General features: G+C 47.6%; 23 protein-coding genes. 7 read left to right on the forward strand and 16 right to left on the reverse strand.

The features are described from left to right. Window positions 1–98: 98 nt before the first annotated feature. The 11 genes from BM082_RS17000 to BM082_RS17050 form a co-directional block, all read right to left on the reverse strand. Window positions 99–2,432, reverse strand: a complete 2,334-nt coding sequence (locus tag BM082_RS17000; protein ID WP_074927879.1) for a M4 family metallopeptidase — start codon at window positions 2,430–2,432, stop codon at window positions 99–101. A gap of 675 nt (window positions 2,433–3,107) precedes the next feature. Continuing rightward, complete coding sequence (locus BM082_RS17005) at window positions 3,108–3,485, reverse strand: DUF2541 family protein (protein WP_371735029.1); 378 nt, start codon at window positions 3,483–3,485, stop codon at window positions 3,108–3,110. Window positions 3,486–3,684: 199 nt separating this feature from the next. Next, window positions 3,685–4,185, reverse strand: a complete 501-nt coding sequence (locus BM082_RS17010) for a GNAT family N-acetyltransferase (protein WP_017010292.1) — start codon at window positions 4,183–4,185, stop codon at window positions 3,685–3,687. Window positions 4,186–4,301: 116 nt separating this feature from the next. Further along, entirely contained in the window at window positions 4,302–4,853 is a 552-nt protein-coding gene (locus BM082_RS17015; RefSeq protein WP_017010293.1) for a nuclear transport factor 2 family protein, read from the reverse strand. Between the two features lie 59 nt (window positions 4,854–4,912). After that, window positions 4,913–5,833: a 5-oxoprolinase subunit C family protein gene (locus BM082_RS17020; protein ID WP_017010294.1), complete on the reverse strand. Its 921-nt coding sequence runs from the start codon at window positions 5,831–5,833 to the stop codon at window positions 4,913–4,915. Continuing rightward, the gene (gene pxpB, locus BM082_RS17025; RefSeq protein ID WP_017010295.1) at window positions 5,830–6,534 is read right to left on the reverse strand and encodes a 5-oxoprolinase subunit PxpB; all 705 of its coding nucleotides are present in this window, start codon (window positions 6,532–6,534) and stop codon (window positions 5,830–5,832) included. Before pxpB ends, BM082_RS17020 begins: the two co-directional genes overlap by 4 nt. A gap of 10 nt (window positions 6,535–6,544) precedes the next feature. After that, complete coding sequence (locus BM082_RS17030; RefSeq protein WP_074927881.1) at window positions 6,545–7,285, reverse strand: 5-oxoprolinase subunit PxpA; 741 nt, start codon at window positions 7,283–7,285, stop codon at window positions 6,545–6,547. 33 nt (window positions 7,286–7,318) lie between these two features. Next, complete coding sequence (locus BM082_RS17035; RefSeq protein ID WP_017010297.1) at window positions 7,319–8,629, reverse strand: TRAP transporter large permease; 1,311 nt, start codon at window positions 8,627–8,629, stop codon at window positions 7,319–7,321. Continuing rightward, window positions 8,629–9,159 carry a TRAP transporter small permease gene (locus BM082_RS17040; protein ID WP_017010298.1) on the reverse strand — a complete coding sequence of 177 codons (531 nt, stop codon included), beginning with the start codon at window positions 9,157–9,159 and terminating at the stop codon, window positions 8,629–8,631. The genes BM082_RS17035 and BM082_RS17040 overlap by 1 nt, the downstream gene beginning before the upstream one ends. Window positions 9,160–9,407: 248 nt before the next feature. Beyond that, window positions 9,408–10,388, reverse strand: a complete 981-nt coding sequence (locus tag BM082_RS17045) for a TRAP transporter substrate-binding protein (protein ID WP_074927884.1) — start codon at window positions 10,386–10,388, stop codon at window positions 9,408–9,410. A 27-nt stretch (window positions 10,389–10,415) separates the two neighbouring features. Continuing rightward, entirely contained in the window at window positions 10,416–11,231 is an 816-nt protein-coding gene (locus BM082_RS17050) for a putative hydro-lyase (RefSeq protein WP_017010301.1), read from the reverse strand. 376 nt (window positions 11,232–11,607) lie between these two features. Here BM082_RS17050 and BM082_RS17055 point away from each other — a divergent pair, with 376 nt between their 5' ends. After that, a complete protein-coding gene (locus BM082_RS17055; protein ID WP_074927887.1) occupies window positions 11,608–12,702 on the forward strand; it encodes a DUF2235 domain-containing protein in 1,095 nt (364 codons plus the stop codon). A 10-nt stretch (window positions 12,703–12,712) separates the two neighbouring features. Here BM082_RS17055 and BM082_RS17060 read toward each other — a convergent pair whose 3' ends face one another. Together BM082_RS17060 and BM082_RS17065 are read right to left on the reverse strand one after the other, a co-directional pair. Then, on the reverse strand, window positions 12,713–13,618 hold the full coding sequence (locus BM082_RS17060) for a LysR family transcriptional regulator (protein ID WP_017010303.1): 906 nt from the start codon (window positions 13,616–13,618) through the stop codon (window positions 12,713–12,715). Between the two features lie 168 nt (window positions 13,619–13,786). Then, a complete protein-coding gene (locus BM082_RS17065) occupies window positions 13,787–15,391 on the reverse strand; it encodes a galactose oxidase early set domain-containing protein (RefSeq protein WP_074927890.1) in 1,605 nt (534 codons plus the stop codon). Window positions 15,392–15,899: 508 nt separating this feature from the next. Between BM082_RS17065 and BM082_RS17070 the strand changes: the two genes are divergently transcribed. From BM082_RS17070 to phnE (BM082_RS17095), 6 genes are all read left to right on the forward strand, one after another. Continuing rightward, window positions 15,900–17,861, forward strand: coding sequence for an ATP-binding protein (locus BM082_RS17070; RefSeq protein WP_074927892.1), 1,962 nt, complete (start codon window positions 15,900–15,902; stop codon window positions 17,859–17,861). Then, window positions 17,861–19,216, forward strand: coding sequence for a sigma-54-dependent transcriptional regulator (locus BM082_RS17075; RefSeq protein ID WP_017010306.1), 1,356 nt, complete (start codon window positions 17,861–17,863; stop codon window positions 19,214–19,216). Before BM082_RS17070 ends, BM082_RS17075 begins: the two co-directional genes overlap by 1 nt. A gap of 401 nt (window positions 19,217–19,617) precedes the next feature. Further along, window positions 19,618–20,658 carry a phosphate/phosphite/phosphonate ABC transporter substrate-binding protein gene (gene phnD / locus BM082_RS17080; protein ID WP_017010307.1) on the forward strand — a complete coding sequence of 347 codons (1,041 nt, stop codon included), beginning with the start codon at window positions 19,618–19,620 and terminating at the stop codon, window positions 20,656–20,658. Window positions 20,659–20,770: 112 nt separating this feature from the next. Then, window positions 20,771–21,541: a phosphonate ABC transporter ATP-binding protein gene (gene phnC, locus BM082_RS17085; RefSeq protein ID WP_017010308.1), complete on the forward strand. Its 771-nt coding sequence runs from the start codon at window positions 20,771–20,773 to the stop codon at window positions 21,539–21,541. Then, window positions 21,529–22,341, forward strand: coding sequence for a phosphonate ABC transporter, permease protein PhnE (gene phnE / locus BM082_RS17090; protein ID WP_017010309.1), 813 nt, complete (start codon window positions 21,529–21,531; stop codon window positions 22,339–22,341). The genes phnC and phnE (BM082_RS17090) overlap by 13 nt, the downstream gene beginning before the upstream one ends. Continuing rightward, window positions 22,341–23,144 carry a phosphonate ABC transporter, permease protein PhnE gene (gene phnE / locus BM082_RS17095; protein WP_074927895.1) on the forward strand — a complete coding sequence of 268 codons (804 nt, stop codon included), beginning with the start codon at window positions 22,341–22,343 and terminating at the stop codon, window positions 23,142–23,144. The genes phnE (BM082_RS17090) and phnE (BM082_RS17095) overlap by 1 nt, the downstream gene beginning before the upstream one ends. 92 nt (window positions 23,145–23,236) lie before the next feature. Here the strand turns inward: phnE (BM082_RS17095) and BM082_RS17100 are convergent, their stop codons facing one another. The 3 genes from BM082_RS17100 to BM082_RS17110 are packed head-to-tail and all read right to left on the reverse strand — an operon-like array spanning window position 23,237 to window position 26,338. Next, window positions 23,237–24,622, reverse strand: a complete 1,386-nt coding sequence (locus BM082_RS17100) for an ABC transporter ATP-binding protein (RefSeq protein ID WP_074927897.1) — start codon at window positions 24,620–24,622, stop codon at window positions 23,237–23,239. Next, on the reverse strand, window positions 24,597–25,406 hold the full coding sequence (locus BM082_RS17105) for an ABC transporter permease (protein ID WP_074927900.1): 810 nt from the start codon (window positions 25,404–25,406) through the stop codon (window positions 24,597–24,599). The genes BM082_RS17100 and BM082_RS17105 overlap by 26 nt, the downstream gene beginning before the upstream one ends. Then, window positions 25,406–26,338 carry an ABC transporter permease gene (locus BM082_RS17110; RefSeq protein ID WP_017010342.1) on the reverse strand — a complete coding sequence of 311 codons (933 nt, stop codon included), beginning with the start codon at window positions 26,336–26,338 and terminating at the stop codon, window positions 25,406–25,408. The genes BM082_RS17105 and BM082_RS17110 overlap by 1 nt, the downstream gene beginning before the upstream one ends. Window position 26,339 lies beyond the last annotated feature (1 nt).

Consider the following 26,339-nt stretch of genomic DNA (forward strand, 5'->3'; position numbering starts at 1 on the left):
TGTTGTAGGTGCAACGGTCAAGTAGACATATCGAGTGAATAGCGCGTATTTGACGCAAGTAAAGGAGCACTTATGTGCTCCTTTTATATTATTTACGTTTATTCACAAGGGCCTAGTGCTTTCCATACGCCCCACTGTCCTGTGGTACCCGGTTCTTCATTTTTCGTCCACCATCCTGCTTTGTAACGTTGGCCTTTGTGCGCGACGAGATCACCAGTGTTGTAAGTATCCGTTGCTCGCCATGCCGCGACCGAACATGTTGTCGGAGTGTCCGTCAGGGTGATGTTCTTTGTCGTTGAGTGCGTTAACCCTTCTGCATCTTTTACTAAAAGCTCGACGGTGTAGTTGCCGGCTGTTGCGTATATATGGTTTGGATTGTTCTCTGTAGAGCTAATTCCATCTCCGAAGGTCCATTGTTGGGAAACAATGGCTTTGTCGTCAGACGAAGTATTTGAAAATGAAACAATAAGCTCTTGCGCTGAGTACGAGAACGCTGCAACGGGGGCAATATTATCAATAGGGCCTAAATCGCAATTCCCGGTCATTTTCCATACTTGTGGATAAAGATCAGGTTGAGCGCCAGTCGACCACCAATTGGCAAGGTATGTCTTTCCTTCAAAGCTTACTTCGTCACCAGAACTGTAGCTCTTACTTCTCTCCCACGCCTCAATGCGACAAGGCGAGGTTATGTTATCGTCTACTGTGACGTTTTGTGTGTAAACATCGTTGTAACCTGACGCGCTGGTGACGGTTAAAGAGACGTTGTAAGAGCCAGATGCCGCGTAAACATGGGTTGGACTTTTTTGAGCGGATGTATTTCCATCGCCAAATTGCCAATAATGGGTAAGCACTTTGCCAACCGATTGGTCTTTAAACGCGACGGAGAGTTTATCGGTTGTCGCGGTGAATTGGGCTTCCACAACAATGGGTGGCACATCTGTACAGTATTCCGCTGTTGCTCTGCCAGCATCAACCCCGACTTTCTCAAACGCATGGATAACATCATCGACGCAATAGCCTAAATCTCGCGCGGCGTTCACGACACCGACACTTGCTTGGTCGTAGGTTGAGCGAGGTGTCCAATACAGTTGATTGGCCTTTACAAAAATGTTGAACCCTTTTCGGATATTCCAGTTTGGCGTAGTGCTGAGTAGATAAAAAGCCTTATTGAACACGCCCGAACTATGGTGGACATCCATACCATCATAATAATCTTTCGCATGGCCGATCGATTTACCATCTAATGGAGGGTTATCCATATGGCGCATGGCACCACTTCCTTTTTTAATGCGATCGCCAATTTTCCAGTTATAGTCACCTTCGAAATAATGGATTGCAGCGGCGCCCGCGATATCAGAAAAAGCTTCGTTAATGCCACCTGATTGGTTTTTATATTCAAGGTTTGAGTTTTGCTGCGTGACGCCATGGCTGACTTCGTGGGAAACGACATCTAACGATACAAGTGGATAGAAATAGGATTTTCCATCGCCGAATGTCATTTGGCGCCCATCCCAAAATGCATTTTCATAATTACTGTCGTAATGGACACGCATCTTGAGTTTCTGGGAAATGGGGGCGATGCCGTACCAATCTTTGTACATATTAAAAACGACTTGGCCGAATGCATGGGCATCGTTGAGTGCTGAATAAGCACCATTCACCTCACGTTCACTGTTTTCAAAACATGGGAATGCGTGAATGTTTCCGCCATATTTTCGGTGTTGCATGTCATGTGTTTCGACGTTTTCGCTATCCAGTGAACAGGTAGAGCCGTTTTGTTTTACCTCAAACGCGGGGTAATCCTGCCCAAATTCATAGCGTCCCGTTTTTTGGTTACCACCAGGCCCTTTACCGTGAGCATGATTAAGCCCATCCCAAGTGTCGAGGAGCTCTCCACTGTGAGCGTCAACGAACCCTATTGGTCTTATTGGCTCTTCGCTGTAAACAACATAGGAAAGTTGCCATGCAAGATGAGCAATGTCTTTATGATCAAGCCAGACGACCAATTGTTGTTCAGGGTGGGAGAACTGGTGATTTTGATGCTTCCAATGCACAGCCAGAGTGGCCAATGCTTCGTTTGACGAAACAGTGGCTTCGACAGAGGGCAAATCTTGTGCAATACCCGAGACGGCATCACCTGAGAAACGCTGGAAATCACCTCGTGAATTCTGTGTCGCGACAAAGCTCTCTCCATATATTGGAAGACCTTGATAGATCTGATTGATACGTACTTTGAGGTTGCCTTCAGCATCAATAAAAGAAGCGCCCGTAGAAAAAGACTGACTATTGATGATGCGACTAGCGAGGGAATCTGCCTTTACTTTGAACATTGCCTCCTCGTTTAGCGTTGTTCTTTCAGCAGCGTATACATTGATTGCAGCAAGGCTAGCCACACAGATAGTGAGCAATGAAAAGCCCGTTTTCATTTTCATATTAACTCCAATAATTAAATAAGATACCTAACTGCAAATGGGCACCTGTTAGTGATAAACGACAAAAAATACTTCAATTTTATTTTGACGTTTTAAGGCATATATGTGTAATGCGTTAATTTCAAATTCATGTTGGGAATGAAGGTTGTTACTTATTATTTATTTGTCATTAGTCGTAATAATTCTGAAATTAATAGATTTGTTTCATATCTCCACCCAAGTAAAGCAGGTATTTGATTAGGTGTGTATGTCTGCTTGCCAAATGTTTAAAGGGATTTTTGTAAGGAATGGTTTACTGTTTTATTATGTAAATTTTCATATATTTTTTAAGGAGATAATAAGGCCTTTCGCTCATATTAACGTGCTGAATGTTGCAGGTGACATGTGAAAATTTGAACTCTATCTTAATCGTGGTGGTATGAGTGGTGTTTTCACTAGTTGACTATTTTAAAACTGTGAGCATATTTTATTTTAATGCGATGTGATTAACGCTGTCATGACTTTAGAAAATGAGTTTTACCTGTAAATATATCTTTTCATTTTTAATGGGTGGGATTTTATTTCTAGGGCTTTAATATATCTATTGGCTTTTATTCATAGAGTGGAATTGTTTTTTAGTTGAAGGACAAAAACGCTGCTAAATGAGCAGCGTTTCTTTTTATAATAAGGAATAGATCACTGACGCCCGTAAACGCGAATACCCGCCGACGAGTTCTTCGATTCGCCAAACACTTCCAATTTCTTCACACACCGTTTGTAAGCAAATTTACGCCAATCGGTTGTCGCGTCTTCTTTGATGTTGCGATAGAAATTGATGGTTTTGGTTTCGTCGTTCTTAAAGGTTACTTTCACCTTGCGCACATAGGCGTCACGGTCCGCTTTGAGTTTGATCGCGTTAACGCGGCGGCACATTAGCAATGGGATATCTGCACCATGGCTCGCGTTTTCTAGCAGGATAGTACGACCGAGTGTGATTCTTTCTTCAGCATGGGCGTTGTTTGATAGCGTCAGCATGCTCGTTAAAACGCATATCAGGGAAAGTAGCGTTTTCATTTTCATTCTTATGTATCTCTGTGAGTCGTTCAAAAATCGGCATATCGCCGAAAAGCGACGGAGTGTAGCGCCAGACGAGAAAGAAACAACAAATTTGCGTCAATTCTTTTGGAGATATGTCAGGGTTTGAACGAAACAGGCCTGATTTTATCTGGCCTGCAGGGAATTCTTTTTGGGCGGGGGTGAAACAAGTTGGGAATTATAGAAAGGCTTCTAACATGACTTCATCAACGTATTGTCCGTTGATTTTGGCATGCTTGGTCAATGTGCCTGCCACGGTAAACCCTTGTTTCAAATACGTGTTCAACGCGACGTCGTTGTCAGCACGTACTTGGGCGATCAGCTTTTCAAAACCCCGTGATTTGGCTATCTCTAACGTGGTCGCAAACAGGGCGGATGCAACGCCTCTTTGACGGCTGTTTTCCTCAACGTACGTTGAAAGAATACCAACGTGATCCAGCGTGCGGGTGAAGCTGGCAAACGGTTCTACGGTTTGGTAGCCCAGCGTGGTTTTGGTGGTTTGATCTTCTGCCACGAGGAACACGCCGTTGACCGGGAAATACTGAATAAAGAAGCTTTGGTCAGACACCGAAAACGTCGAATCTAGGATGGTGAACTGCCCACCTTCGATGATCGGGTTAATGATGTCAGTAATGCGTTGAGCGTCAGAAGGCAATGCGGTGCGAATGGTTGGGTTCATAGCGTAAATCATCGATAAACAGTCATATGGACGAAGCGTAGCGCACTCGTGTAGCGCGACGCCAGCGAATATTCTGCATCAAACGTGTTAATGCAGAAGGCGTTGTTTAGTGTGAATTAAATCTGGTCAAGGAATGTGCGAATATCCTGCAATGCTGGGATGGCAGGCATCTCGATACGTGCTGAACTGCTGAAACACCACGGGTAGGGCAGTTCACTTAATCCATGAAGAAAATGCGCTGTGTTTTGAAAATCCAGGGTGAACATGTGTCTGATTGTAATGCTCAGCTTCTTCACGCTTGAACCGTCTTCAGATTGAAATTCCCAATCATAATGTCCGCAGCCTACTTTTAGGTTTCCGCTTTCCTTTTCTGTCATGGCCACTAACCATTTACAGGCCAAGAGCGACCCATTTCGATCGATGGAATCTGACAGACAAAAGGTATAAATGTTCTCATACGTTTGATTGAACTGGGAGACCAAAACATCTGAAATTGCGTGTCTTCCTACGACTTCTGATGGGAATGAAATGCCGTCTGTGTTTACCTGCATAGAGAGGGTTGCCTGCTGGGTAAACACCTGCGAAAGCAGGTGCGGTTTGTTGTTATCTTTCGCTGCGATGTAGCGATTGATGGTCGATAAAAACGGGGTAATATCGTTTTTCTGCATCGATTCACATTCCCCTAGATCCGTTGAGCGGTTAGCTATGCTTCAATAGGTGAGTCGAATTAGCCAAAGATGACGCGATTGAACAACCGTCTTTCCACTTCGGCATCTGCCACATCCATGGATGTGAACGTCACGATTTGTCCTGGCTGACGTTGGGACAGTTGGCCTGCACCTAAACTGCTCAAACAACCGATCTTGGGATAGCCGCCAATGGTTTGACGATCTTTCATCAACACGATGGGTTGCCCATCGTTAGGGATCTGGATCGCCCCGAACGCAATACCTTCAGAAATGATGCCGTCTAAGCTGCTTTTGATGGGTGTGCCAGAGAGTCGATAGCCCATGCGATCGATATTCTGGCTCACTTCATAATTATGGGTGAAAAATGTCATTTGTTCATCATGCGAAAACGAGGCATTTTGATACGCAGGCATCACGCCCAATTCTAACGGTGCGTTGTAATCAGGAATGGTCCATTTTGGCGCGCGTTGAACAATGGGTTCTGCATGAGGCGTGAAGTGCAACACATCGCCCTTTTTCAAGGGGTCGCCGTTACCCGATAGCCCGCCCAATTGCTCGCGTTTTACCGTTGAAGCACTTCCCAGTTTTTCCTCTACTTGAAAACCACCCACAACCGCCAGGTAAGCGCGAAGTCCGTTGACTGGCGCACCGAATGCTAAGGTATCGCCTTTTTTCAGTGCGTACGTACACCAAGGTTGAATCGGCTTATCATTCAAACGTGCAGCAAGATCTGCGCCTGTGATCGCCACGCTGGTCGCATGATTGGCGATGAGCTGTAACTGACCAAAGGTGATTTCCAACTGGTTTGTATCAGGCGAGTTGCCCAGCAAACGGTTTGCCCAATAAAAGGCGTGCTCGTCCATTGGCCCGCCAGTGGTAATGCCGAGGTGTTGGAAACCTTGGCGACCGCTGTCTTCTATTAAGGTCAGCATGCCGGGGTTAATGACGTTAAAGCTCATTTGCCCTCCGAATCATTTAATACACCGCCTTGGGCGAGAAACTCTTGTTTGTCGATAGGGCAAAACTTCACGCGATTCCCCACGTTGACTCTGGCAAGGTTGCGGCTTTCCCAATCCAACATGCTCAGCGGTGTGCGGCCGATGATCTGCCAGCCACCAGGTGTGCTGCTGGGGTAAATCGCGGTTTGATTATCTGCCAACCCCACACTGCCTGTTGGCACTTTGAGGCGCGGCGTGGATTTACGTGGCATGACAATGGCATCGTCTAAGCTGCCAAGGTAAGCAAACCCTGGGCTAAAGCCGATGGCATACACCCGGTATTGTCGCTCGCTGTGCAGCTTGATGACTGTCTCTGCATCTAGCGTTGTCTTTTCACACACATCGGCCATGTCGAGCGCGACTTCTTCGCCGTAATACACGGGGATTTCAATCACGACGTTATCACTGCTGTCACTCAAACCTTCAGCATTGCTGGCGAGGGCATGTTTAATGCGTTTGATAATGTCGAAGCGGTCGGTTTGGTTTAAATCAAAACATACCAGCATCGAGTTGTAAGACGGGACAATGTCAGTCACAACATCGTCTAGTTCGCGTCTTACTTGAAAGATGGCGCGATTGACGTTGGCCGCAATCGCTTCATCAATGGTGTCGCCAAAATACACAATCAGGGATTGCTCGCTGACTGCTTCAATCTTAAGCATGGGTACTCCGTTACAGCTTGTCTTTCTTGCGCCAGTGATGAAGGGCAGAGGCGACAGCGGTGGCATGAGGGCCATCGCCATGAATGCAGAGCGTGTCAGCCTTCACTGCCAGTGTTTTGCCACTGAGTGTGGTGACAGTGCCGTTTTCCACGATTTGCTGAACTTGGCGAATGATGGCGTCGGCGCTGCCGTGAACGGCCCCTTCGACTTTGCGATCAACCAAGTATCCCGCATCGTCATATGCGCGATCAGAAAACGCTTCGTACATCAGCTCAATACCAATGTCTTCTGCCATGCCTTCGATAACACAACGGCTCGGGATTGCCATCACCACCAACGCTGAACCGGGTGCTGCTTCTTTCACCGCGAGCATCACGGTGCGCAACACATCCATGTCACGCATCATGGTGTTGTAAAGCGCACCATGAGGTTTGACGTAATCAACATAGGTGCGTTGCTGACGGCAAATGCCTTGCAATGCACCGATTTGATACGCTAACCACGCGCGCAATTCTTCGGTTGTACAATCGAACTTTCTGCGACCAAATCCGAGTAAATCCGGGTAGCCAGGGTGCGCACCAATTGAGACGCCGTGTTTGAGCGCCATCGCGACGGTTTGCTGCATGGTGACTGGGTCTGAGGCGTGAAAGCCGCAGGCAATGCTCGCCATATCAATACACGGCATGACCGCTTCGTCATTGCCCATCACCCAAGCGCCGTAACTTTCACCCATATCGCAATTCAATTTCATCAATAACGCTCCGCTGTTATTTGGTCGCTGCCGCTATCGCTGACTCATGGTGGTTGGTAGGTACGTCACGATGTCAGGGAAGACGGTAATCAACACTAACCCTAAAAGGATCAGCATAAAAAACGGGAAGGCAGCCCGTGCGACATAGAGTATGTTTTTGCCCGTGAGTGCCTGAATAACAAACAGATTAAAGCCAACAGGCGGTGTGATCTGTGACAGCTCAACCACAAGCACAATGAAAATACCAAACCACAGCAGATCAATACCCGCTTGCTGCACCATGGGCATGACCACGGCAACGGTGAGTACGACCACGGAGATACCGTCAAGGAAGCAACCCAGCACCACGAACAAGATGGTGAGATACAACAACAGTTCCATCGGTGTGAGAGACATGGATGCAATCCATTCTGCCAGCTCACGCGGAATACCAAGGAAACCCATTGCCAGTGTAAGGAAGTGCGCGCCCACCAAGATAAAGCCAATCATGCAGGCGCTTTTTACTGCACCGAGCAAGCTGTCAATAAACCCTTGGAAGGTTAACGATCCTGTGAGCCACGCCAATATCATGGCGCCAAACACACCCAATGCAGCGGCTTCGGTTGGCGTGGTTAGTCCGCCGTAAATCGAGCCCAATACAAAGGTGATCAAACTGACGATCGGGATCAGCTTACGCAAGGCGGCGAAGCGTGTAGCCCATGAGGTTTCTTCAGCGTTGTGTGCAGGCAGTTCATCTTTATTGAGCAGTGCCCAGATGGTGGTGTAACCCACAAATAAGCCCATCAGCATCAGCCCTGGTAAGGCACCTGCAATGAACAAACGGCCAATTGATACTTCTGCAGCGACGCCGTACACAATCAAGATGATTGATGGGGGAATTAGCAGCCCCAAGGTGCCAGAACCTGCCAGTGTGCCAATTGCCATGCGTTCGCTGTAACCTTGCGCTTTTAGTTCAGGCAGGGTCATGCGGCCGATGGTGGCAGCGGTGGCGGCAGATGAGCCTGATACCGCAGCAAAGATGCCACAGCTCAAGACATTGACGTGCAAGAGCTTGCCGGGGAATCCGCTTAGCCAAGGGGACAGGCCTTTAAACAAATCTTCCGACAAGCGTGTTCTGAATAACAGTTCACCCATCCAAATAAACATAGGGAGTGCGGTGAGTGACCAACTGGTGCTGGCGCCCCAACTGGATGATGCAAACAACAATCCAATCTGTTCGTTGCCCGTGAGGTACAAACCAATCACACCAACGCCGATCAGGGAGAGGGAAACCCACATACCTGCGGCAAGAAACAGCAGCAAGCTGACGGCAAGAATGATGGAAATAAGAGATATGTCAGCCATTACGCGCGCTCCTGATCTTCTGAAAGGTCAATGTTCGCGTCTTCATCTTCACGCACTCGGTAATGCGGAGTAATGCCACGAAGGTTATCGATGAGGCTGTCCAACACCGCAAGGTTAAAGGCAATCATGCCGACCGCGAGTGGGACTTGTGGAATCCATAAAGGAATAGGGATGTAACCGTGCGTCACTTCCTCAAAATCATAGGATTCCCACACCATATAAGCGCAGTAATAGCTGGCGAAGCAAAGCAGCAAAAACGCGAGAAACAGCACCACGCTTTCGAGCGGACGTTGCCATGATTCAGGCAAACGCTGAATGGCGAGGTTTACGCGAATGTGTCCACCTTCGCGAAAGGTATACGCCAAGCCAAAGAACGTAGAGGCGGCAAGTGCGTAGCCTGAGAAATCCTCCGCAGAGGGTATAATAAAGCCGAAGAGTCGGCCGACGATTTGGGCGAGGATGATCAGCATGATCACCACGATAAAAAATCCGGATAAACCGCCCGACAGCAAATACAGGGCTCGTTTCATTTCAACCTTCCTAGTCTGGCGCTGCCTTGCGTGCTGCGAATGACAGCAAGCGATTGGCACAACAGCGCGGTGTCTCCCCATCACTTAACATCCCTGCTTTGTTATGTTCGCGGTGAACACACCGCGCAGACAAAAAGCCAATGATGGGGGCGAACGCTTTTTTCACGTTTCGTCATCGCGACGCACCTTGTTATATATACCTAGCCAAGGTTGACGCTGAGTGCGAGCGATGTCGATTCAGTGACGGTTTACTTGGCGCTATACGCGCTCAATACAGGTGTCAGTGCGGCAGGATCTTCTTGTTCCCACTCATTCGTCATGGTTTGACCAATGGCTTGCAGTTCACCCAGCAATTGCTCAGAAGGTTGAGACACCACGATGCCGTTATCAGCAAGGGTTTTGGTGTCTTTCGCTTCTTGTGCTGTTACTTCGTTCCAGCCACGTGCTTCTGCTTTTTCAGCCGCATCAAGAATGGCTTTTTGATCGTCTTTGTCGAGGCGTTTAAACGCACGTTTGTTCACGACAACGAAGTTTTTCGGGATCCACGCTTTGATTTCATTGAAGTGGCTCAGGTAATCCCATGCTTGACCGTTCGCACCCGTTGAAGGAGAGGTGATCATCGCATCGATAATGCCGGTGCTGAACGCTTGTGGAATGTCTGGCACTTGTACCGTCGTCGGCGTGGTGTTCATTAAATCAGCCAAACGCGATGTTGAAGGGCTGTAAGCGCGCATCTTGGTGCCTTTAATGTCCGCCAACGCGTTCACCGGCTTTTTGGTGTAAAGGCTTTGTGCAGGCCAAGGCACGGTGTAAAGCAGGATCATGCCTTCCTTACTCAGTTGCTTTTCAATTTCAGGCTTTGCCGCTTCCCACAGTTTCTGAGCTTGGTTGTAGTCCGTGGCAAGGAAAGGAATGTTGTCGTGTTTAAAAATAGGGTGGGTGTTACCCATGATGCCAATGAACACTTCACCGAGCTGAACTTGTCCCGTACGCACAGCGCGAGGGATTTCAGGGTGCTTCATCAACGAGGCGCCAGAGTGCACGATGATGTCGATATCACCGCCCGTTGATTGTTTGATTTGCTCAGCGAAGTCATAGGCAATTTTGGTTGGCAGATTCGCGTCACCATAGGGCGTCGGCATGTGCCATTGAGCAGCAATCGTAGAGGAGGCGGTCAATGCTGAGAATGACACGACCATGGCAGGTAGCAGGGTTTTCAACAACTTCATTGGAAGTCTCCTTTTCACATGTGTTCGTTAAAGAATTGAGAGTTGTTCAGTACTGATATCAGTCACGAGCATCTTCCCTGGCGCGTGAGTGATAGCAATGGGTGGGCGTGCATTTGCAATGGCTAATTGCGGCGTCACACCACACGCCCAAAATACGGGAATTTCATCGTCTTTAATGGTTACCGGGTCGCCAAAGTCGGGCGAAGAAATGTCGCTGATACCGATCATTTCTGGGTTGCCAAAGTGAATCGGCGCACCGTGAGATTTCGGTAAACGCGATGTGATTTGAATAGCGCGAATGGCATCGGCCGGCGTAAAGGGGCGCATAGACACCACCAAGTTGCCGCTGAAATGTTGGCTAGGATTCGCGGGGATATTCGTTTTATACATAGAGACGTTGGACTGGCTTTCGATGTTACGAAGCGACAACCCAGCGCGCATTAACGCATCTTCAAATGAAAACGAACAGCCGAGCACAAACGTCACCATGTCGGCGCGCCACAGATCACTGATGTCTTGTGTTTCTTTTGTAAACTCGCCATGTCGAAACACACGATATTCTGGTACGTCTGAGCGAATATCAATGTCGTCACCCAGTGCGTCGAGCAGAGGCTGGCCGGGGAGAGAGACGGCAAGCAGTGGGCAAGCAATCGGGTTTTTTTGGCAGAACAGCAAGAAATCATCCGCCCAGTTTTTGGGCAGAATCACCACGTTGCCTTGTGCTAGGCCTGAAGCATAGCCGCTGGTGGCGTCCTGAAATTCGCCGCGGCGGATTTTCGTTCGTAGATTACGTGCTTCCGCCAACGCAGCATCGCGCTGCATAAATGCGATAGGACGTTCCATGCCTGTCGGTAACGTGGTCGTCATCCTTAACCCTTACAGTGATTTGTTGTGTTAATTAAATGTTGCAGTTTGGTGTCATTCCGTCCAATTATAGTTTTTTACCTTTTGTCATAAAAAAAATTAATCGGTCATTGAACACTGCGAAACATCTGGAATTCGTCACGAAATGGGTTGTTTTAAACGCCTTTGCGGCGGCAAACCACTCGATTTGTCTCGACCTTGCGTATTCATTGCTCGTGGTTAATGCATAAAATTTCTAGGTAAAGTGTCCAAAGCATGGAACAACGCAGCCCCCGAAGGATGCCATTGACACAAAAAACACGAACAGGTCACGTTCGCTTTCACAGAATGTAGACCTTGGTCGCTGGAGGTATTTATGACGAGCGACGGCGCAAGAAAAAACCCATTTAGAGCAAAATCTCAGCAACGTCTTATCGTGCTATTCGACGGCACATGGAATGACCCGCAAGATCAAACCAATGTCTATCGACTCGCCAAATACATTAAACCTTTTGATGAACACGGTGTACGTCAGCGTTTTTTCTACGATCCGGGAGTGGGAACGTCTGCCGCCACGCGTTTTCTTGGCGGCACATCTGGCTGGGGGTTAACCAAAAATCTCCTTCAAGGGTATGAATGGCTCGCCAAACATTGCCACTCTCAAGAAGAAATTTGGGTCTTTGGGTTCAGTCGCGGTGCTTACACTGCACGCAGCTTGGGCGGGATCGTGCGTATGTGTGGACTGTTAAAAATCGTCACACCTGATCTGTTAAAACGTGCAATGGCGCTCTACAGCAATCCGTCGCTCTCACGGGATTCCGAAGCGAGTGTGAACTTCCGAAGAAACTTCAGCCGCGACGTGGACATTCATTTTATGGGGGTGTGGGACACGGTGGGGGCACTTGGCGTGCCGGGTACCATTTTATCGGAAAAAGGCGTGTTCAGTTGGCACGACACAACGCTCTCTGACAGCATTAAACATGCTTTTCATGCCATGGCGTTAGATGAACACCGAAGCGCTTACAACGCGGCATTGTGGACGTGCAACGCAAACACCGAAATGAGGCCGATTGAAGAGGTTGAACAGCGCTGGTTTACCGGCGCACATGCCAATGTGGGAGGTGGCTATCCCAATGATACCTTGCGGGAAATCCCCTTCGGTTGGATAGCTGAGAAAGCGATGGGACTCGGGCTTGATCTAGAGATGTCGCAACACGTGTTTACGGACGATCCTTGGCGTAAACAACCTCGCGACTCCTTTCATGAATTTATTCGCGGCTTCTATGCAGCCTTTCAGCGCTTTCGTGGTAAAGGAGACGAAAACGGACGCTTTTATCGCGCGTATAATCTCGGCCGAGGGGGGCTACCCGCATTGAATGTCCGTGTCGATCCGAGCGTGTGGAAACGGTGGCAGGCACTCGACTATCGGCCACAAACGCTGGTGAATGCCAAACAAATCCCCCCTTCTTAATCACGCAGATTTACGCAATCAAGGTGTGTTCTCCAGCGTGACGAGCCGCGACTTTCGTGGCCAGTTTCGCCGCTTCTTGTGCCGCGCCATTCAGTGGTGCTCGCATGAAAGATGCGGTGAATTCGAGTGGTGAAGGCGTCCAATTGCATTCCACTATCCTCAACCTGCCTGATGCAATTTCAGGCGCTGCAATCGCCATGGGCAAGGTGGCAACGCCAAGCCCATCCGCTGTCATCCGCAAACAAGCCGATAAAGAACTGGACGTAAAGAAATGCACACCAGACACATCGGCTTGCGCCACATGCTCTTTGATTTCGCAAAATGGCAGGGTATTGCGGGCGTATGTAATGATGGGCCAAGGTGCAAGATGTTCCAGAGATTCCACTGAATCTGGCAAGGCAATCGACGGGCTCGCAACCCATGCAAGCGGGTAGCTGCACAAGGGTAAATTGGTCACGGAAGGCTCCGAGACGGGTCCCATTAGAAACGCCAAATCCAAGGTTCTATCGAGCAAATCATGACGTAGGTTCGACGTCACATCGACAGTCACATCAATGTCTAAACTTGGGAATTTGTCATGCAAGCAGCGCAAGAACGCAGTCAGCCATGTATGCACGATGGATTCCGACACCCCTAATCGCAAGGTGCCACTCAATAGCGCATTGTTCTCTGCGCGGCGTTCAAACTGCTCCGCCGAAATCAACATCTTCTCAGCATAAGGCAATAGCTCTCGCCCTTTCGCGGTCAATGAAATCGGTGACGCATCACGATCAAACAAGATCACGCCAAGTTCTTTCTCAAGCCCTGCAATGCGGGATGAAATCGCCGGTTGAGTGGTGAATTGTTGCTCGGCGGCTTTTCGAAAGCTGCGCAGTGTCGCGACCAAGACAAAAGTTTCGATACGTTTAAGGTTCATGACTCACTCAATGATGGCGTGTTATTGAAAAGATAGACGTTTCAATCGGTTTGGCACAGAGAGCGTTAGAGTAAGGGGATTTTCAAAGCGTGGGCGTGTGGGTTTTGAGAATGGCGGCTGGGTATTTCCCCATGCCGCCCGAGACAACTTTATCTATGAGAGCTTTATCTATGAGAGCTTAATGATTTTTGCTTCTGATGGAACGCCATCGGCATCAATGACAAAGACCATATAGTAACCCTGTGTCATTTTTTGAGGTGTCAGTTGCCCTGACCCAATCACCAAACGGTTGTTTTGGCGTTCTTTGAAGTTCACTTCACGGAAGATTTGCCCCATGTTCCAACTGTGTGTCGTTGAACCCAGTTTAACCATGGTGATCCTTTCAATCTTCTTATTTCCCGAGTATTTGACGGAGATATTTTTGTCATACGATACGTTCGTCGTAATGCTTGTTATGGTTGGTCGTGTTGCCCAATTACCGTTTACATCAAATAAATAGTCAGGGTAATACATTTCAGCATTCAGTTGATAAATAGGGCCTGGAGGACCGCCACCCGCAACCAAAACGGCACCGCTAGGTAACAACACAGCTGAGGAATGATAGAGGCGCGCTTTCTGGGAAGCTTCTGTGGTTCGCCACTTATCATTTTCTGGGTTGTAAACCTCGGCAGTGAAGTGAGCAGAATCGAGGTCTTGTCGGACAGATGAACCACCAGAAACGAGTACTTCGCCATTTGCTAACAGGGTGGCATCAGACCAGATTCGCTCAGACGGAATATTAGCGAGTCGTTTGGAACTGAAATTATTAATATTGATGGAATAAACTTTTTTACCTTCTTTAAACGCAAGTACTTTGCCGCTTGCATAACTCACGGTGGGGTAAAAGAATTTAAAATCGCCCGTACCAGTGTTTATTTTGTGATTAATTCCACCTTGTCCATTAGCGGTTGTTTTATAGGCGTCTAATTCATAAACGCCATTGTCATTACCTTTGATAAAAACGACATTTCCTTTGTTGTTCACAAAGCTTCTTGGATAATACCAACCTTTTACGGAATACACATCCGGCGAGTCAGCGCCATGAAGTTGAGACCAGGTGCCTGACGTTTGGCTGTATAGTTCCGGTAATGTGGTAGGGGTCTCTTTGTCGATACGTCCACCGTGGACGAGTATATCGCCATTGGGCATTGTCGTTAGCGTTGGGTACCAGCGCTGTTGATTCATCTCTCCCGTAAGTGACATGCTGTTATCATTGGGGTTGAAGACATTTGCGCTTTTTATGCCCGCACCATTGATGCCGTTTGGTCGCTGGTCACCACCAGAAATAAGCAGGCTACCATTGCCCAAAAGTTGTTGTGCTGAGCAAAATACATTGGTGTCAGTGGTGATATCTAAGGTGTTATGAGATGCGTCAGTGAAGCCCTGTGAAGGTGTCCATACATCATACGCCAAGCCGAGACCACGACCCGACTCGTCTGTGCCGTAGGTGATCACATTGCCATTTGGCAATAACGCCATATGAATGGCATATAACGGCCAATTTCCCGAAGTGCTCCACATCCCTTTTTGGTGAGCAGTGGTATTGGCTGCCTCATCAAACAAGCGAACATTTGCTTGTGATCCAAAAGACATTCTTGCGGCAGGAAAATAACTGTCATCTTCGAGTTCGTTGCCTGCATGGGCGTAATTTAGGTAAAGCATGCCCAGCAGCAATGATTTAACAATGCCTTTTTTGCTCAATCGGCGCTGGGAGTGAGAAGTTTTTTGATTCATTTTTGAAACATCCATGTTTGATTGAACACATCTTCTGTTAAGTCGTTCATCATTGTTGCTAGTGCTCTTGGAATGTGTCAATTAGTGAGGTATGGATTGTTTCTTTAACTAAATGATATTTTCATTAATGAGGCAGTTCATATTGTTTTATATGAAAAATATTGGCAGTTTTGGTCGATAAAATAGGCAGGTGTAAAGTCAGCTTAGATATAAACACAAAAAATAAGTAAGTGGCCGCTGTTTTCTGGTTAATAGGTTTTGAAATGGTACGTCTTTAACTTGAACGCTAACCATAAAGCGTATTAGGAGTAGAAAAAGAAAAAAGCGAGAGGTGTTTGGGCCTTGGGTATATAGTTTTTTATATTGATTGTGGCAGTGTTTAGTGAACATTCAGGGTGGAAACGGTGGCTGATCTGCCGTTATTTGATGTGGATTTTAGCGCGTTTTAGGGTACTGACCCTTCAAACTACCTGCAGAAAAATACGTTTTGATGTAACCAATAAGGTGGATGCCAGTGGACGGCGGAGTGTTTCAGTCTGAGCAAAATGGGGCGTTACAAACTAAGCCTCATTCTCGATTGCGTAGGAAAAATTTTGGTTGGAAAGGCATTGAGTTACGACTTGTTATGGCGTTATCGATGCTATCAATGACAACACTTTTTCTCTTTGTTGTTTCTTCCTTTACATTTACAGATCTTAACCAGCGTCTGGAGGAATTAAAGGAAAGTGAGATTCCTGCATTGGAACAAGCCGCAAGACTCAATGACATGGTGCGCGTGATTATCACCACTTCTTCGCAGATTGGTGATGCAGAATCCAACATTGAACGAAAGCAGGCAATGGAAAAGATCGAACAAGCGATTTTGGTGATGGATGGCATTGTCGTGGAGTTTCCCGAATATCATGCCTATTTCAAAGATCTCATTGCACAAGTCAATAATAGCCTGAGCTTGTTGTTTCAAAGTGAAGTCGAATCTGAACACCTCAACAAAGAGTTGGGGGATTTGCTGGAAGGTTTCTATCCATTGCTTCAACAAGCAAGTCAATCGCTTGATCAACTGCCAGAGGATAGCAAGAACAAGATTGACTATGCCCAACTTAAAGCGCTCTTGTATTACCAGTTAGGCTTGGTCGAAAAACTGTATAACGACGCAAGTTTTAACGATCTCGATTACACGGGGTCTCGATTAGAGCAAGTGGGCGAATCATGGTGGACGCTTTGGGTTGTTGGCGGGTTAGGTGATGAGTTTCCAGAATTAAATCGACAACTCTCTGTGATATACAACTTAGCATCGCGTTCTAGCAGCCTTTATGCGCTGAAAAACAAAGCGTTAGATCACCATTATCAAGAGCAATATTTCTTACAAAATAGCCGCGAACACCTCAATCAATTAACCGTGCAAATTGAGACTAACACGAGCAAGGTCAACCGAAATATTGATCTTTCCATCGTTCAAGCTCAGCAGTCTTTGTTATTTAACCAAAAGTGGTCACTCTTTCTTTCAATATTCAGTGTATTGGCGGCGGCTGCCATTTCTTGGTTTTATGTCCGCAAAAACATACTAGAGCGTTTATTGCAGCTAAAGGACAATATGTTCGCGATTTCAACCGGGCACTTAGACACAGAAGTCGCGATTCGTGGTGAAGATGAAGTAACTCAAATGGCGAAATACTTAAAGGTCTTCCAATTGACGGCCAAAGTGGTGAAAAAGACCAATCAGAAACTAGAGGCGGAAGTCGAAGAAAGAACGTTGGCGGAAGCCAAACTGCGGGTGACACAAGATGAGCTTGTACAGGCTGGAAAGCTTGCTGCATTAGGTCAGTTGAGTGTGGGGATTACCCACGAAATCAATCAACCGTTGACGGCTGTAAATAGTCATATTCGTAGCGCTCAACGTTGGTTAGAGCAAGACCGGCCCGACAAGGTGCAGAATAACCTAGAGAAAATACAGGGGCTACTTGAAAAAGTGGCCGCGATAACAAGGCATCTTAAGGCGTTTTCGCGCAAAAGTGATGGAAAGGTAGATAACGTACTCTTGGACGAGGTTATTCGAGATGCCATTGGACTTTTCGAGACGAGGCAAACCAGTGTATTGATTGAATATGAGAAAACGGAAGAACAGTGGGTGCGGGCAAATCGTATTCGCCTTGAGCAGGTATTGGTCAATTTGATCAGTAATGCTTTAGATGCTGTCGAAAATCAGCCAAACTCGCGGGTCGCTGTTGCGGTGAAGGGTACATCAAAAGGTGTTCAGTTCTCGGTAAAAGATAATGGTCTTGGTATTCCTTCAGGCGATCTTTCTTATCTGTTTGACCCTTTTTATACCCGAAAAGAGGTGGGCAAGGGCTTGGGCTTAGGCTTGTCGATTGCCTACAACATCATTCAAGGCTTTGGCGGCACCATTGCTGTTGAGTCTGTAGAGCATGAAGGAACAGAATTCATTGTTACGTTACAAAAAGGCAGCCATTGATGAAACACGATAAACACGTTGTACTGATCGACGACGAATCAGATGTTGTTGAAGCTGTCAGTGAAATGCTTGAGCTTGAGGGGTTTTCAGTCAGTGGGTTTACTGACCCGAATGCAGGCCTTCGCTCGTTAGATCATCATTGCCAATCCGTTGTTCTCTGTGATGTAAAAATGCCCGATGTGGATGGCCTTACGTTGGTGACAGCAATACAACACCGTGCACCCCAAGTTCCCGTGTTGCTGATGAGTGGTCATGGCGATATTCCGATGGCGATAGAAGCCATCAAACTGGGTGCGTTTGATTTTCTGGAGAAACCCCTCAACGCGGATGAGCTGATCGAAAAGCTCAATCTTGCTGTCACGCATTGTCAGCAATCGCAGCCCTCAGAAACAGACAATGCGTCTTCTGCAAGCGCATTACCGATTGAATCCGTCATCATCGGGCAATCTAAAAGCATGGATATAGTTCGTCAACAGGTCATGGCGCTAGCACACACGGGTGTGGACACTATCATCAATGGCGAAACGGGTACTGGCAAGGAAGTGATAGCGCGAGCGCTTCATGACTTTAGTTGCCGCAAAGAAAAACCCTTTGTTGCAATTAACTGTGGCGGAATGACAGAGAGCATCATTGAGAGCGAGCTGTTTGGCCACGAAGCAGGATCGTTCACCAGTGCCAATAAGAAGCGAATTGGCAAAATCGAGCAGGCCAGTGGCGGAACGTTATTTCTCGATGAGATAGAAAGTATGCCTATCGCGGTTCAAATTAAACTGCTTCGGGTTATCCAAGAACGCGCGATTGAACGTGTAGGGGGAAATACACTGATCCCTGTCGACATCGTTGTCATTGCAGCCAGTAAAGCCGATTTAGCCAGCCTGGGTGAATCTGGCGAGTTTCGTTCAGATTTGTTCTATCGATTAAATATCGCCAGCTTGCATCTGCCCCCGTTACGACAGCGTAAAGAGGATATTTTGGTGCTGTTTCGGCATTTCGTGGTACAAGCCAGCCTGAAATACAAAACGCGTCCTTCTACGATTTATCCAGAGCAAAGCCAACAATTAAGCCGCCATGACTGGCCCGGAAATGTCCGAGAGCTGCGCAATGTGGCTGACCGTTTTGTGTTAGGCATCGTGGGTGATGGGTTTGACCTTACATCGCCGACCGGTGAAGGGGTGGGTGACGATTTTGCGTTTGAAAAACAGATGGAACAGTATGAGAAGAACGTGTTGACAGAAGCCCTGATTGAATCCTCAGGAAACATTAATGAGGTGTCGAATAAACTCAATCTTCCGCGTAAGACCCTTTATCGAAAAATGAAAAAGCATCAACTGGATAAAGACAGCTTTAAGGATTGATAAGGCCGGCGAGCTTGCGTTATATGCATCCAAATAAGAGACAAGAATGACCCAAAAACGAATAGGCGTGTTGTGCGGGACTTGCCACTAATGACTTAACATTTTGAGATGACGAAGATTTATACAAGACTAGGCTAATAAGATTGACATGTGGTGCGTGCAGCTGTGAGCTAGCGCTCAAATCGCCTTCTTTCAAGATTCAAGCATGGCCTCATATGTCTTTCTGAAGCGGGACACAAATGACCCAAACGTTACTTTTTTTAGTGGACATCGATGACCCAAAATCAAGGGGTGAAAACCAATTTAATTTTAACTTATTGATAATTAAGGGGTAAAAATCTGGCATGAAGGGTGCAATAGAGTAAGCGACTTTTAACAAAACGTAGAAATAGGATATGAATATGAAAACCAGCGTTAAAGGATTGTTAATCGCTAGCTCATTGCTTCTTCCTACAGTTGCCTCAGCAAGCGAGTGTGTAAACCGCGGCGTGCTAGATAATAGATACTGTGATGAAAACCAAGATTTGGTGGCAGATTCCCCAAAGAACGCCGATGAATGGATCGACCCAAGCACCCTCGTTTTTACTTACACACCCGTTGAAGATCCCGCTTTATATAAAGATGCATTCGCAGACTTCCAAGCACACCTAAGTAAAATTACGGGTAAACGTGTTATTTACTACACCGTTCACTCAAACTCCGCACAAGTAGAAGCCATGCGTTCTGGTCGACTTCATGTCGCTGGCTTTTCGACGGGTCCAACAGGTTATGCCGTGAACCTTGCAGGCTATGTGCCTATTGCAGTTAAAGGCGATGAAAAAGGTTTTCAAGGTTATAACTTGATCACCATTGTTCGCAAAGATAGCGGCATTGATTCCATGACGGATTTAAAAGGTAAAAAGGTTGCGCACACCTCCGCGTCCTCCAATTCAGGTAACCTAGCACCCCGTGCACTGTTCCCTGAAAAAGGTCTAGTGCCAGATCAAGATTACAAGGTGCTTTACTCTGGTAAACATGACCAATCTATTTTGGGTGTATATAACGGAGACTATGATGCGGCGCCCGTTGCCTCTGATGTCTATGACCGCATGGTTGCCGCAGGCCGCGTCGACGACTCTGAGTTGAAGGTGATTTACCGCAGTCCTCGCTTCCCTACGTCTGCGTTTGGTTATGCCTATAACCTCAAGCCAGAACTGGTCAAGAAAATCGAGGAGGCATTTTTCAGTTACCGCTTTACCCCAGAAATGAGTGCTGCATTTAAAGGTGCCGATCGTTTCTCTCCTATCACTTATAAAGAAGAATGGGGCGTGATTCGAGATATCGCTCATGCGACTGGCACGGCATACACCAAAACGGGCCTGAAAAAGCTCGCGGAAAAAGATGCTGCAAAACGCGCCAAGAAAAAGGCCGCTGAATTAGCGAAGCAAGCGAAAATTCAGTAGTTCTCGCCTCGTTTAGCCCTCCCCGCTTATTCATGTAATAAGCCTATTTAAATATCTATGCCCTTCTGGGTAGGGCATAGATCACTTTAACGTTTGTACAAGGAAACACAGAATGGCCGTAGCAAGCTATGACGGAATAAAAATCAATAACCTTTATCATGAATATGTGGCGGGAAAGCCCATCCTAAAAGGGATTAATATTGATATCGACCAACCGGGAATTATTGCCATTATTGGTCCGTCGGGCACAGGGAAAAGTACGCTTTTACGGTGTATTAATCGCCTTAACGATCCAACCCGAGGCGAAATTCTGTTTGATGGTGTCGACCTGACGCAACTCAAAGGTTACGCACTTCGTATGCAGCGCCGTCACATTGGTATGGTATTCCAAGAATACAATTTAGTTGAGCGTCTCACTGTCATTGAGAATGTTTTAAGTGGGCGTTTGGGATACATGAGTGCTTGGAACGCATGGCGCAGACGTTACTCATCCGAAGATCTCGCCAAAGCGTTTGAACTACTTGAATTTGTGGGTTTAGAAGACTTTGCTAACCAACGTGCAGATAGCCTTTCTGGCGGTCAACGGCAACGTGTCGGTATTGCGCGCGCGGTGATGCAAAACCCTTACATTTTACTGGCGGACGAGCCAACGTCTTCACTCGATCCAAAAACAGCCTCGGAAATTATGGGTCTGATGGAAACGCTCGCTGAACAGAAAAACATTCCTGTGCTGGTGAATATTCATGACGTTAATCTCGCCAAAAAATTTGCCAAGCGAGTCATCGGAATGTGTAACGGAAAGGTACATTATGACGGCACACCAGAGGGGATCACGGAAGATGATTTGAAAGTGATTTATGGGGGTGAGTCATGGCTGGATTAAGCCAAGGTTCGGCGTCTTCGTCTTCAACCTTACCGGTTCAAAACCCGTTTAACGTGTCATGGACCCATCGTGCTTTACTCGCTGCGGTGGCCGTTTACCTTTTTTATAGTGTGTCGACGCTCGGCGTCACCTATGACCGACTGGTTATTGGTTTGGGTGAGAGTGAACGACTCTTATCGAGAATGTTTCCCCCTGATTTTTCAAGAACCAGTCTGCTATTAAGTGGATTGGCTGAAAGCTTACAAATCGCCATTATTTCGAGCTTCTTTGGGATTGTGATTTCGCTGGTTTTGGGCTTGTTGGCGGCGAGGAACATGATGCCATCGATGATATCGATGCCCGTTCGAGGGTTCATCGCATTATGTCGATCTTTTCATCCCGTTATTATCGCGATTTTATTTGTGAAAGCCGTGGGCTTTGGTGCGCTGGCAGGGATTTTGACCTTGGTTTTCGCCTCAATCGGCTTCATCGCTAAGCTTTTTGCAGAAGCCATAGAAGAGATTTCGTTTAAACCAGTTGAAGCAATACGCGCGACAGGGGCAAGCTTCATGTCTGTGATCCTGTATGCGGTGATGCCGCAAGTGTTTACCCGTTTTATCGGTTTCGCCAGCTACCAGTTGGACTCTAATTTACGTAACTCAACCATGGTCGGTATTGTCGGCGCGGGCGGGTTAGGCGGGACCTTGTTTTCTGCTTTCCAACGTTTTGACTACGACTTCGTCGCAGCGATTTTGCTCACCATTATTGCACTTATTCTCGTCGGTGAGTTTCTGTCTAATATTGTCAGGAGAGTATTCTAATGACGACGGCTTCTATTGATAAAGAATGGCATCGTTTTACATTCAATGAACGTATTGCTCGCTTCGCGGTGTATCTTTGCCTTGTGTCTGCCATTGTATGGTCTTGGCAAACCGTCGAAGTCATTCCTGAGTTCCTGTACGACGCACCTGCACAGTTCGCTGACATGTTCCAACGCATGGTGCCTATGGACTACGGGTTTTACCCTGAATCTATTCACGCTGCGCTGATTGAAACATTGAATATTGCTACGCTGGGAACCTTGTTTACTTTGGTATTTGCAATCCCATTAGCATTGCTCAACGCACCTAATATCACACCAAGCAAAACCTTAAATTGGATAGCACAGTTCTTTCTGGTCTCGTCTCGATCGGTAAACTCGCTTGTATGGGCATTACTGTTCATCGCCTTGTTTGGTCCAGGTGTGCTTGCGGGAGTGATGGCGATTGCGGTGAGAAGTATTGGGTTTGTCGGTAAGTTGTTGGCTGAAGCGATTGCAGAGGTCAACATGGGGACGATCGAAGCCCTACGGGCAACAGGGGCGTCGTGGATGAGTATTTTGCTTAAAGGTTATTGGCCGCAGGTTATGCCAGCTTTTTACTCTATTGTTCTGTTCCGTTGGGATATCAATGTTCGCGAATCAGCGGTGCTAGGGTTGGTTGGCGCAGGGGGGATCGGTGTGGTGCTAAACGATGCTCAAAACCTGTTCGAATGGCAAAAAGTGTCCATGGTTCTTGTGAGCATTTTTGCCGTGGTTGTCATCGCTGAGGCGCTTGTTATTCATATTCGAAACAAGCTTATCTAAGAGCTTTCACTGGGCCTCAATTGATGATGAAACAGCCCACCTGTCCTAGTTGACGGTGGGCTGTTTTTTGCACCTATCTTATTTTTCTAGTCCTAACCCAAATGAATCACCGAATCACAGCGTTTCTCGATAAGATTCTTATCATGACTGACCAACAATACAGCGCAGTCTTGCTCTTTGGCGAGGGCGATTAAAATCTCTGTCACTTCCTTGGCAATGATCGGGTCGAGTCGAGATGTGGGTTCATCGGCGAACAAGAACACAGGGTCGAGCAGTAGCGCACGAAGAATCGAAAAACGTTGTAGCTCGCCGCCTGATACTGAGGTACTTCGTCTTTCAAGCAGTTCAGGGGCAAGTTTGAGCTTTTCCATCAAAGGCGCAATTTTCTGCCTATTGATGTTATGAAGCACAATCAGATCGTCCAGTAACGTCCCAAGCGTAACGCTCGATGTGACGGCGGATGGCGGGTCTTGAAACAGTTTGAGCCATTGATAAGGTGTGATGTTTTCACCCAGCTTATTGATGCTGCCTTCTAAGGGAGGAAGCAGCCCAAGCAGCGTGTCACCCAATGTACTTTTCCCGCAGCCGCTGTCGCCAACCACGCCCATGACTTCGCCTGCGTGAAGCGTGAAAGAAATGTCGTTCGCGAGGGATTGGTGTTGACGACCAATGCTTAAACCGCTGACGTTCAGCACGGGTTTGGTGAGTGCTTGTGGATACTCACTTTTACTCCAATGACGAGGGTCTGCGGCGATCAGTGCTTGTGTGTAGGGATGCTGCGGTTGTTCGAGCACTTGAGTCGCTGTGCCTTGCTCAACCACGGTGCCTTCTTTCATCACTATGATGTCGCCACCAATTTGGCGAGCGACATCGATATCGTGCGTGATGGTCAGCAAGCCGCCGCCTTGTGCACTTTTTATCAAAAGCTGAATGATGTCATCCCTGCGGCTAACATCGAGCCCTTTGGTGGGTTCGTCCGCCAGAATCAGGGTTGCGCCGCCCGCTGTTGCGGCTGCTACCGCTAAACGTTGCGCCATACCGCCTGAAAGCTGGCCGGGTCGCTTCAACGCACTGGATTTTAGCCCCAATTCATCCAAATCATTGATTGCACTATTAAACGCGGATTCAGGGCTTTGGTCGTGCACGCATTCATACACTTCGGCCACTTGTTGATAGCTTTGCATCAGCGGATCTAACGCACGCCAAGGTTCTTGAGGCAACATGATCATCTGTTTACCCCAAAGCGTTTTTAGAGCGGGAATATCATGGGATTTTCCCATGATTTCGACGCGACCGTGTTGCTGCAAAGTGGAAGGTAGCAAGCCGATGATCGCTTGCGCTAACAGGCTTTTTCCTGAGCCGGTTTGACCCAAAATGGTTAAGGGTTTGTCCTGAAAGAGCGATAACGAGAGTGGCTCAAGAAGCGATACATCCTCCGCGTTGATCGAGAGATCAGTCAATTGAATTAATGGGGTCATCGCCTGTTCCTGCTAAAAGATGAAAACCTAACACCAGCAATGCGACCACAACCAAAGGTTGCGCCAACACCCACGGTGCTTCGATATAGAACGGGAAAAGCTCGACACTCATTAACCCCAGTTCGGCGAGCGGTGGCTGAATGCCAACAGCGACGAAGCCGAGGGATGCCATCATGAGAATGGCGTTTGCTCCCCCAAAAGCAGCCATGGTTAATACCGACGGCAAAATGGCTGGCCAAATATGACGTTTGAATTGATACCACTTTCCAAACCCCATCATGGCGGAGAGTTGTCTTTCTGGGCTGTTGATTTTGGTACGAGTAATGACGCGGGTGACGCGATAATACTCAACCCACTGAACCAATGAAATCGCCAAATAAAGCACAAGGAACGACCCCGGTGCGATGGCGGCAAGCAGCAGCACCATGACCAATCCAGGCAAGGCCAACAGGATGTTCACCAATACATCTAAGGCTTGTTCAAAGCGACCTCCTGCCCATGCTGAGCACACCCCCAAGGCAACCCCCAACACGGATGATGTGATCACGCAGAGCAAACTTAGCGAGAAAGACAGTGCAATCGCACTTGCAAGGCGTGTTGCCATATCACGTCCGAAGTGATCGGTTCCTAGCCAGTGCGCACTGTCTGGAGGAAGTAAAGTCATGGCGAGATCTTGTTGTTCAATGGTGTAAGGCGATAGCCAGCTGACAGACAATGCGAAGCCAAACAGCACAAACAAAAGGGACAATCCACTATACTGGCGAGCCTTAAGATTCTTCATCATTACGCTTCTCTCCCTCTTGGATCGATCCAATAACACGCGACGTCGATAACGCTGTTCAGTAACACAAACAGCACCCCCATTGCGAGTGCGCAGCCTTGGATGACGGGAATGTCACGCGCAAAAATGGCGTGCGCTAAACCATGCCCAACGCCCGGCCATGAAAAGAGGGATTCGATCATCACGATGCCTTCAATCACGCTCACCAGTTGAATGCCGATAAACGCAATCACGGGCACAGCCATGTTTCTTACGCCATGGCGAAGAAAGGTTTGTAACTCAGACAATCCTTTGACACGGGAGAATTGATAGAACGGAGATCGCAGCACGTTGAGTGCGCTGGCATGCACAACACGGTTAGACACTGCGGCCAAGCTGATACCTAGCGTGAGGGCTGGCAGAACGATATGTTGCCAGGTACCAAATCCAGCGACGGGAAGCAGTTGCCATTCCATCGAAAAAACAAGGATCAATACCAAGCCCAACACAAAAACTGGCAGCGCTTTGGTGCTCGTTGAAAACCAAACGAGCGCGCTGTTAATCGCACCGCCTTTCTTTGCTGACCAAATCCCCAAGGGCACGGCAATCAGGGAAGACAGCAAAATCCCGAATACCGCCAGCAGTAGCGAATGGCCGAGCTGGTGGGCAACGGCTTCACTCACTGGCAAACCACTCACGAGTGAATTGCCAAGGTTAAATTGCATCAGATCCATCAACCAGCTTACATAACTGCTCACCCAGCCTTGGTCGAGGTTCAATTCTTCGCGCACCAAGTTAGCAGCGGCGGTATCCACGTTATCTTGCCCGTATCGGCTTGCCGCAATGCGGTAAGCCATATCACCGGGTAAGCTTCTCATCATGATAAACGTGAGGGTACCAACCCCCCACGCCACGAGAACCAATTGGAAAAACCGCTTTTTAATCAGCGAAAGCATG

Source organism: Enterovibrio norvegicus DSM 15893 (genome assembly GCF_900115495.1).
In the GTDB taxonomy this organism is placed as follows: domain Bacteria; phylum Pseudomonadota; class Gammaproteobacteria; order Enterobacterales; family Vibrionaceae; genus Enterovibrio; species Enterovibrio norvegicus.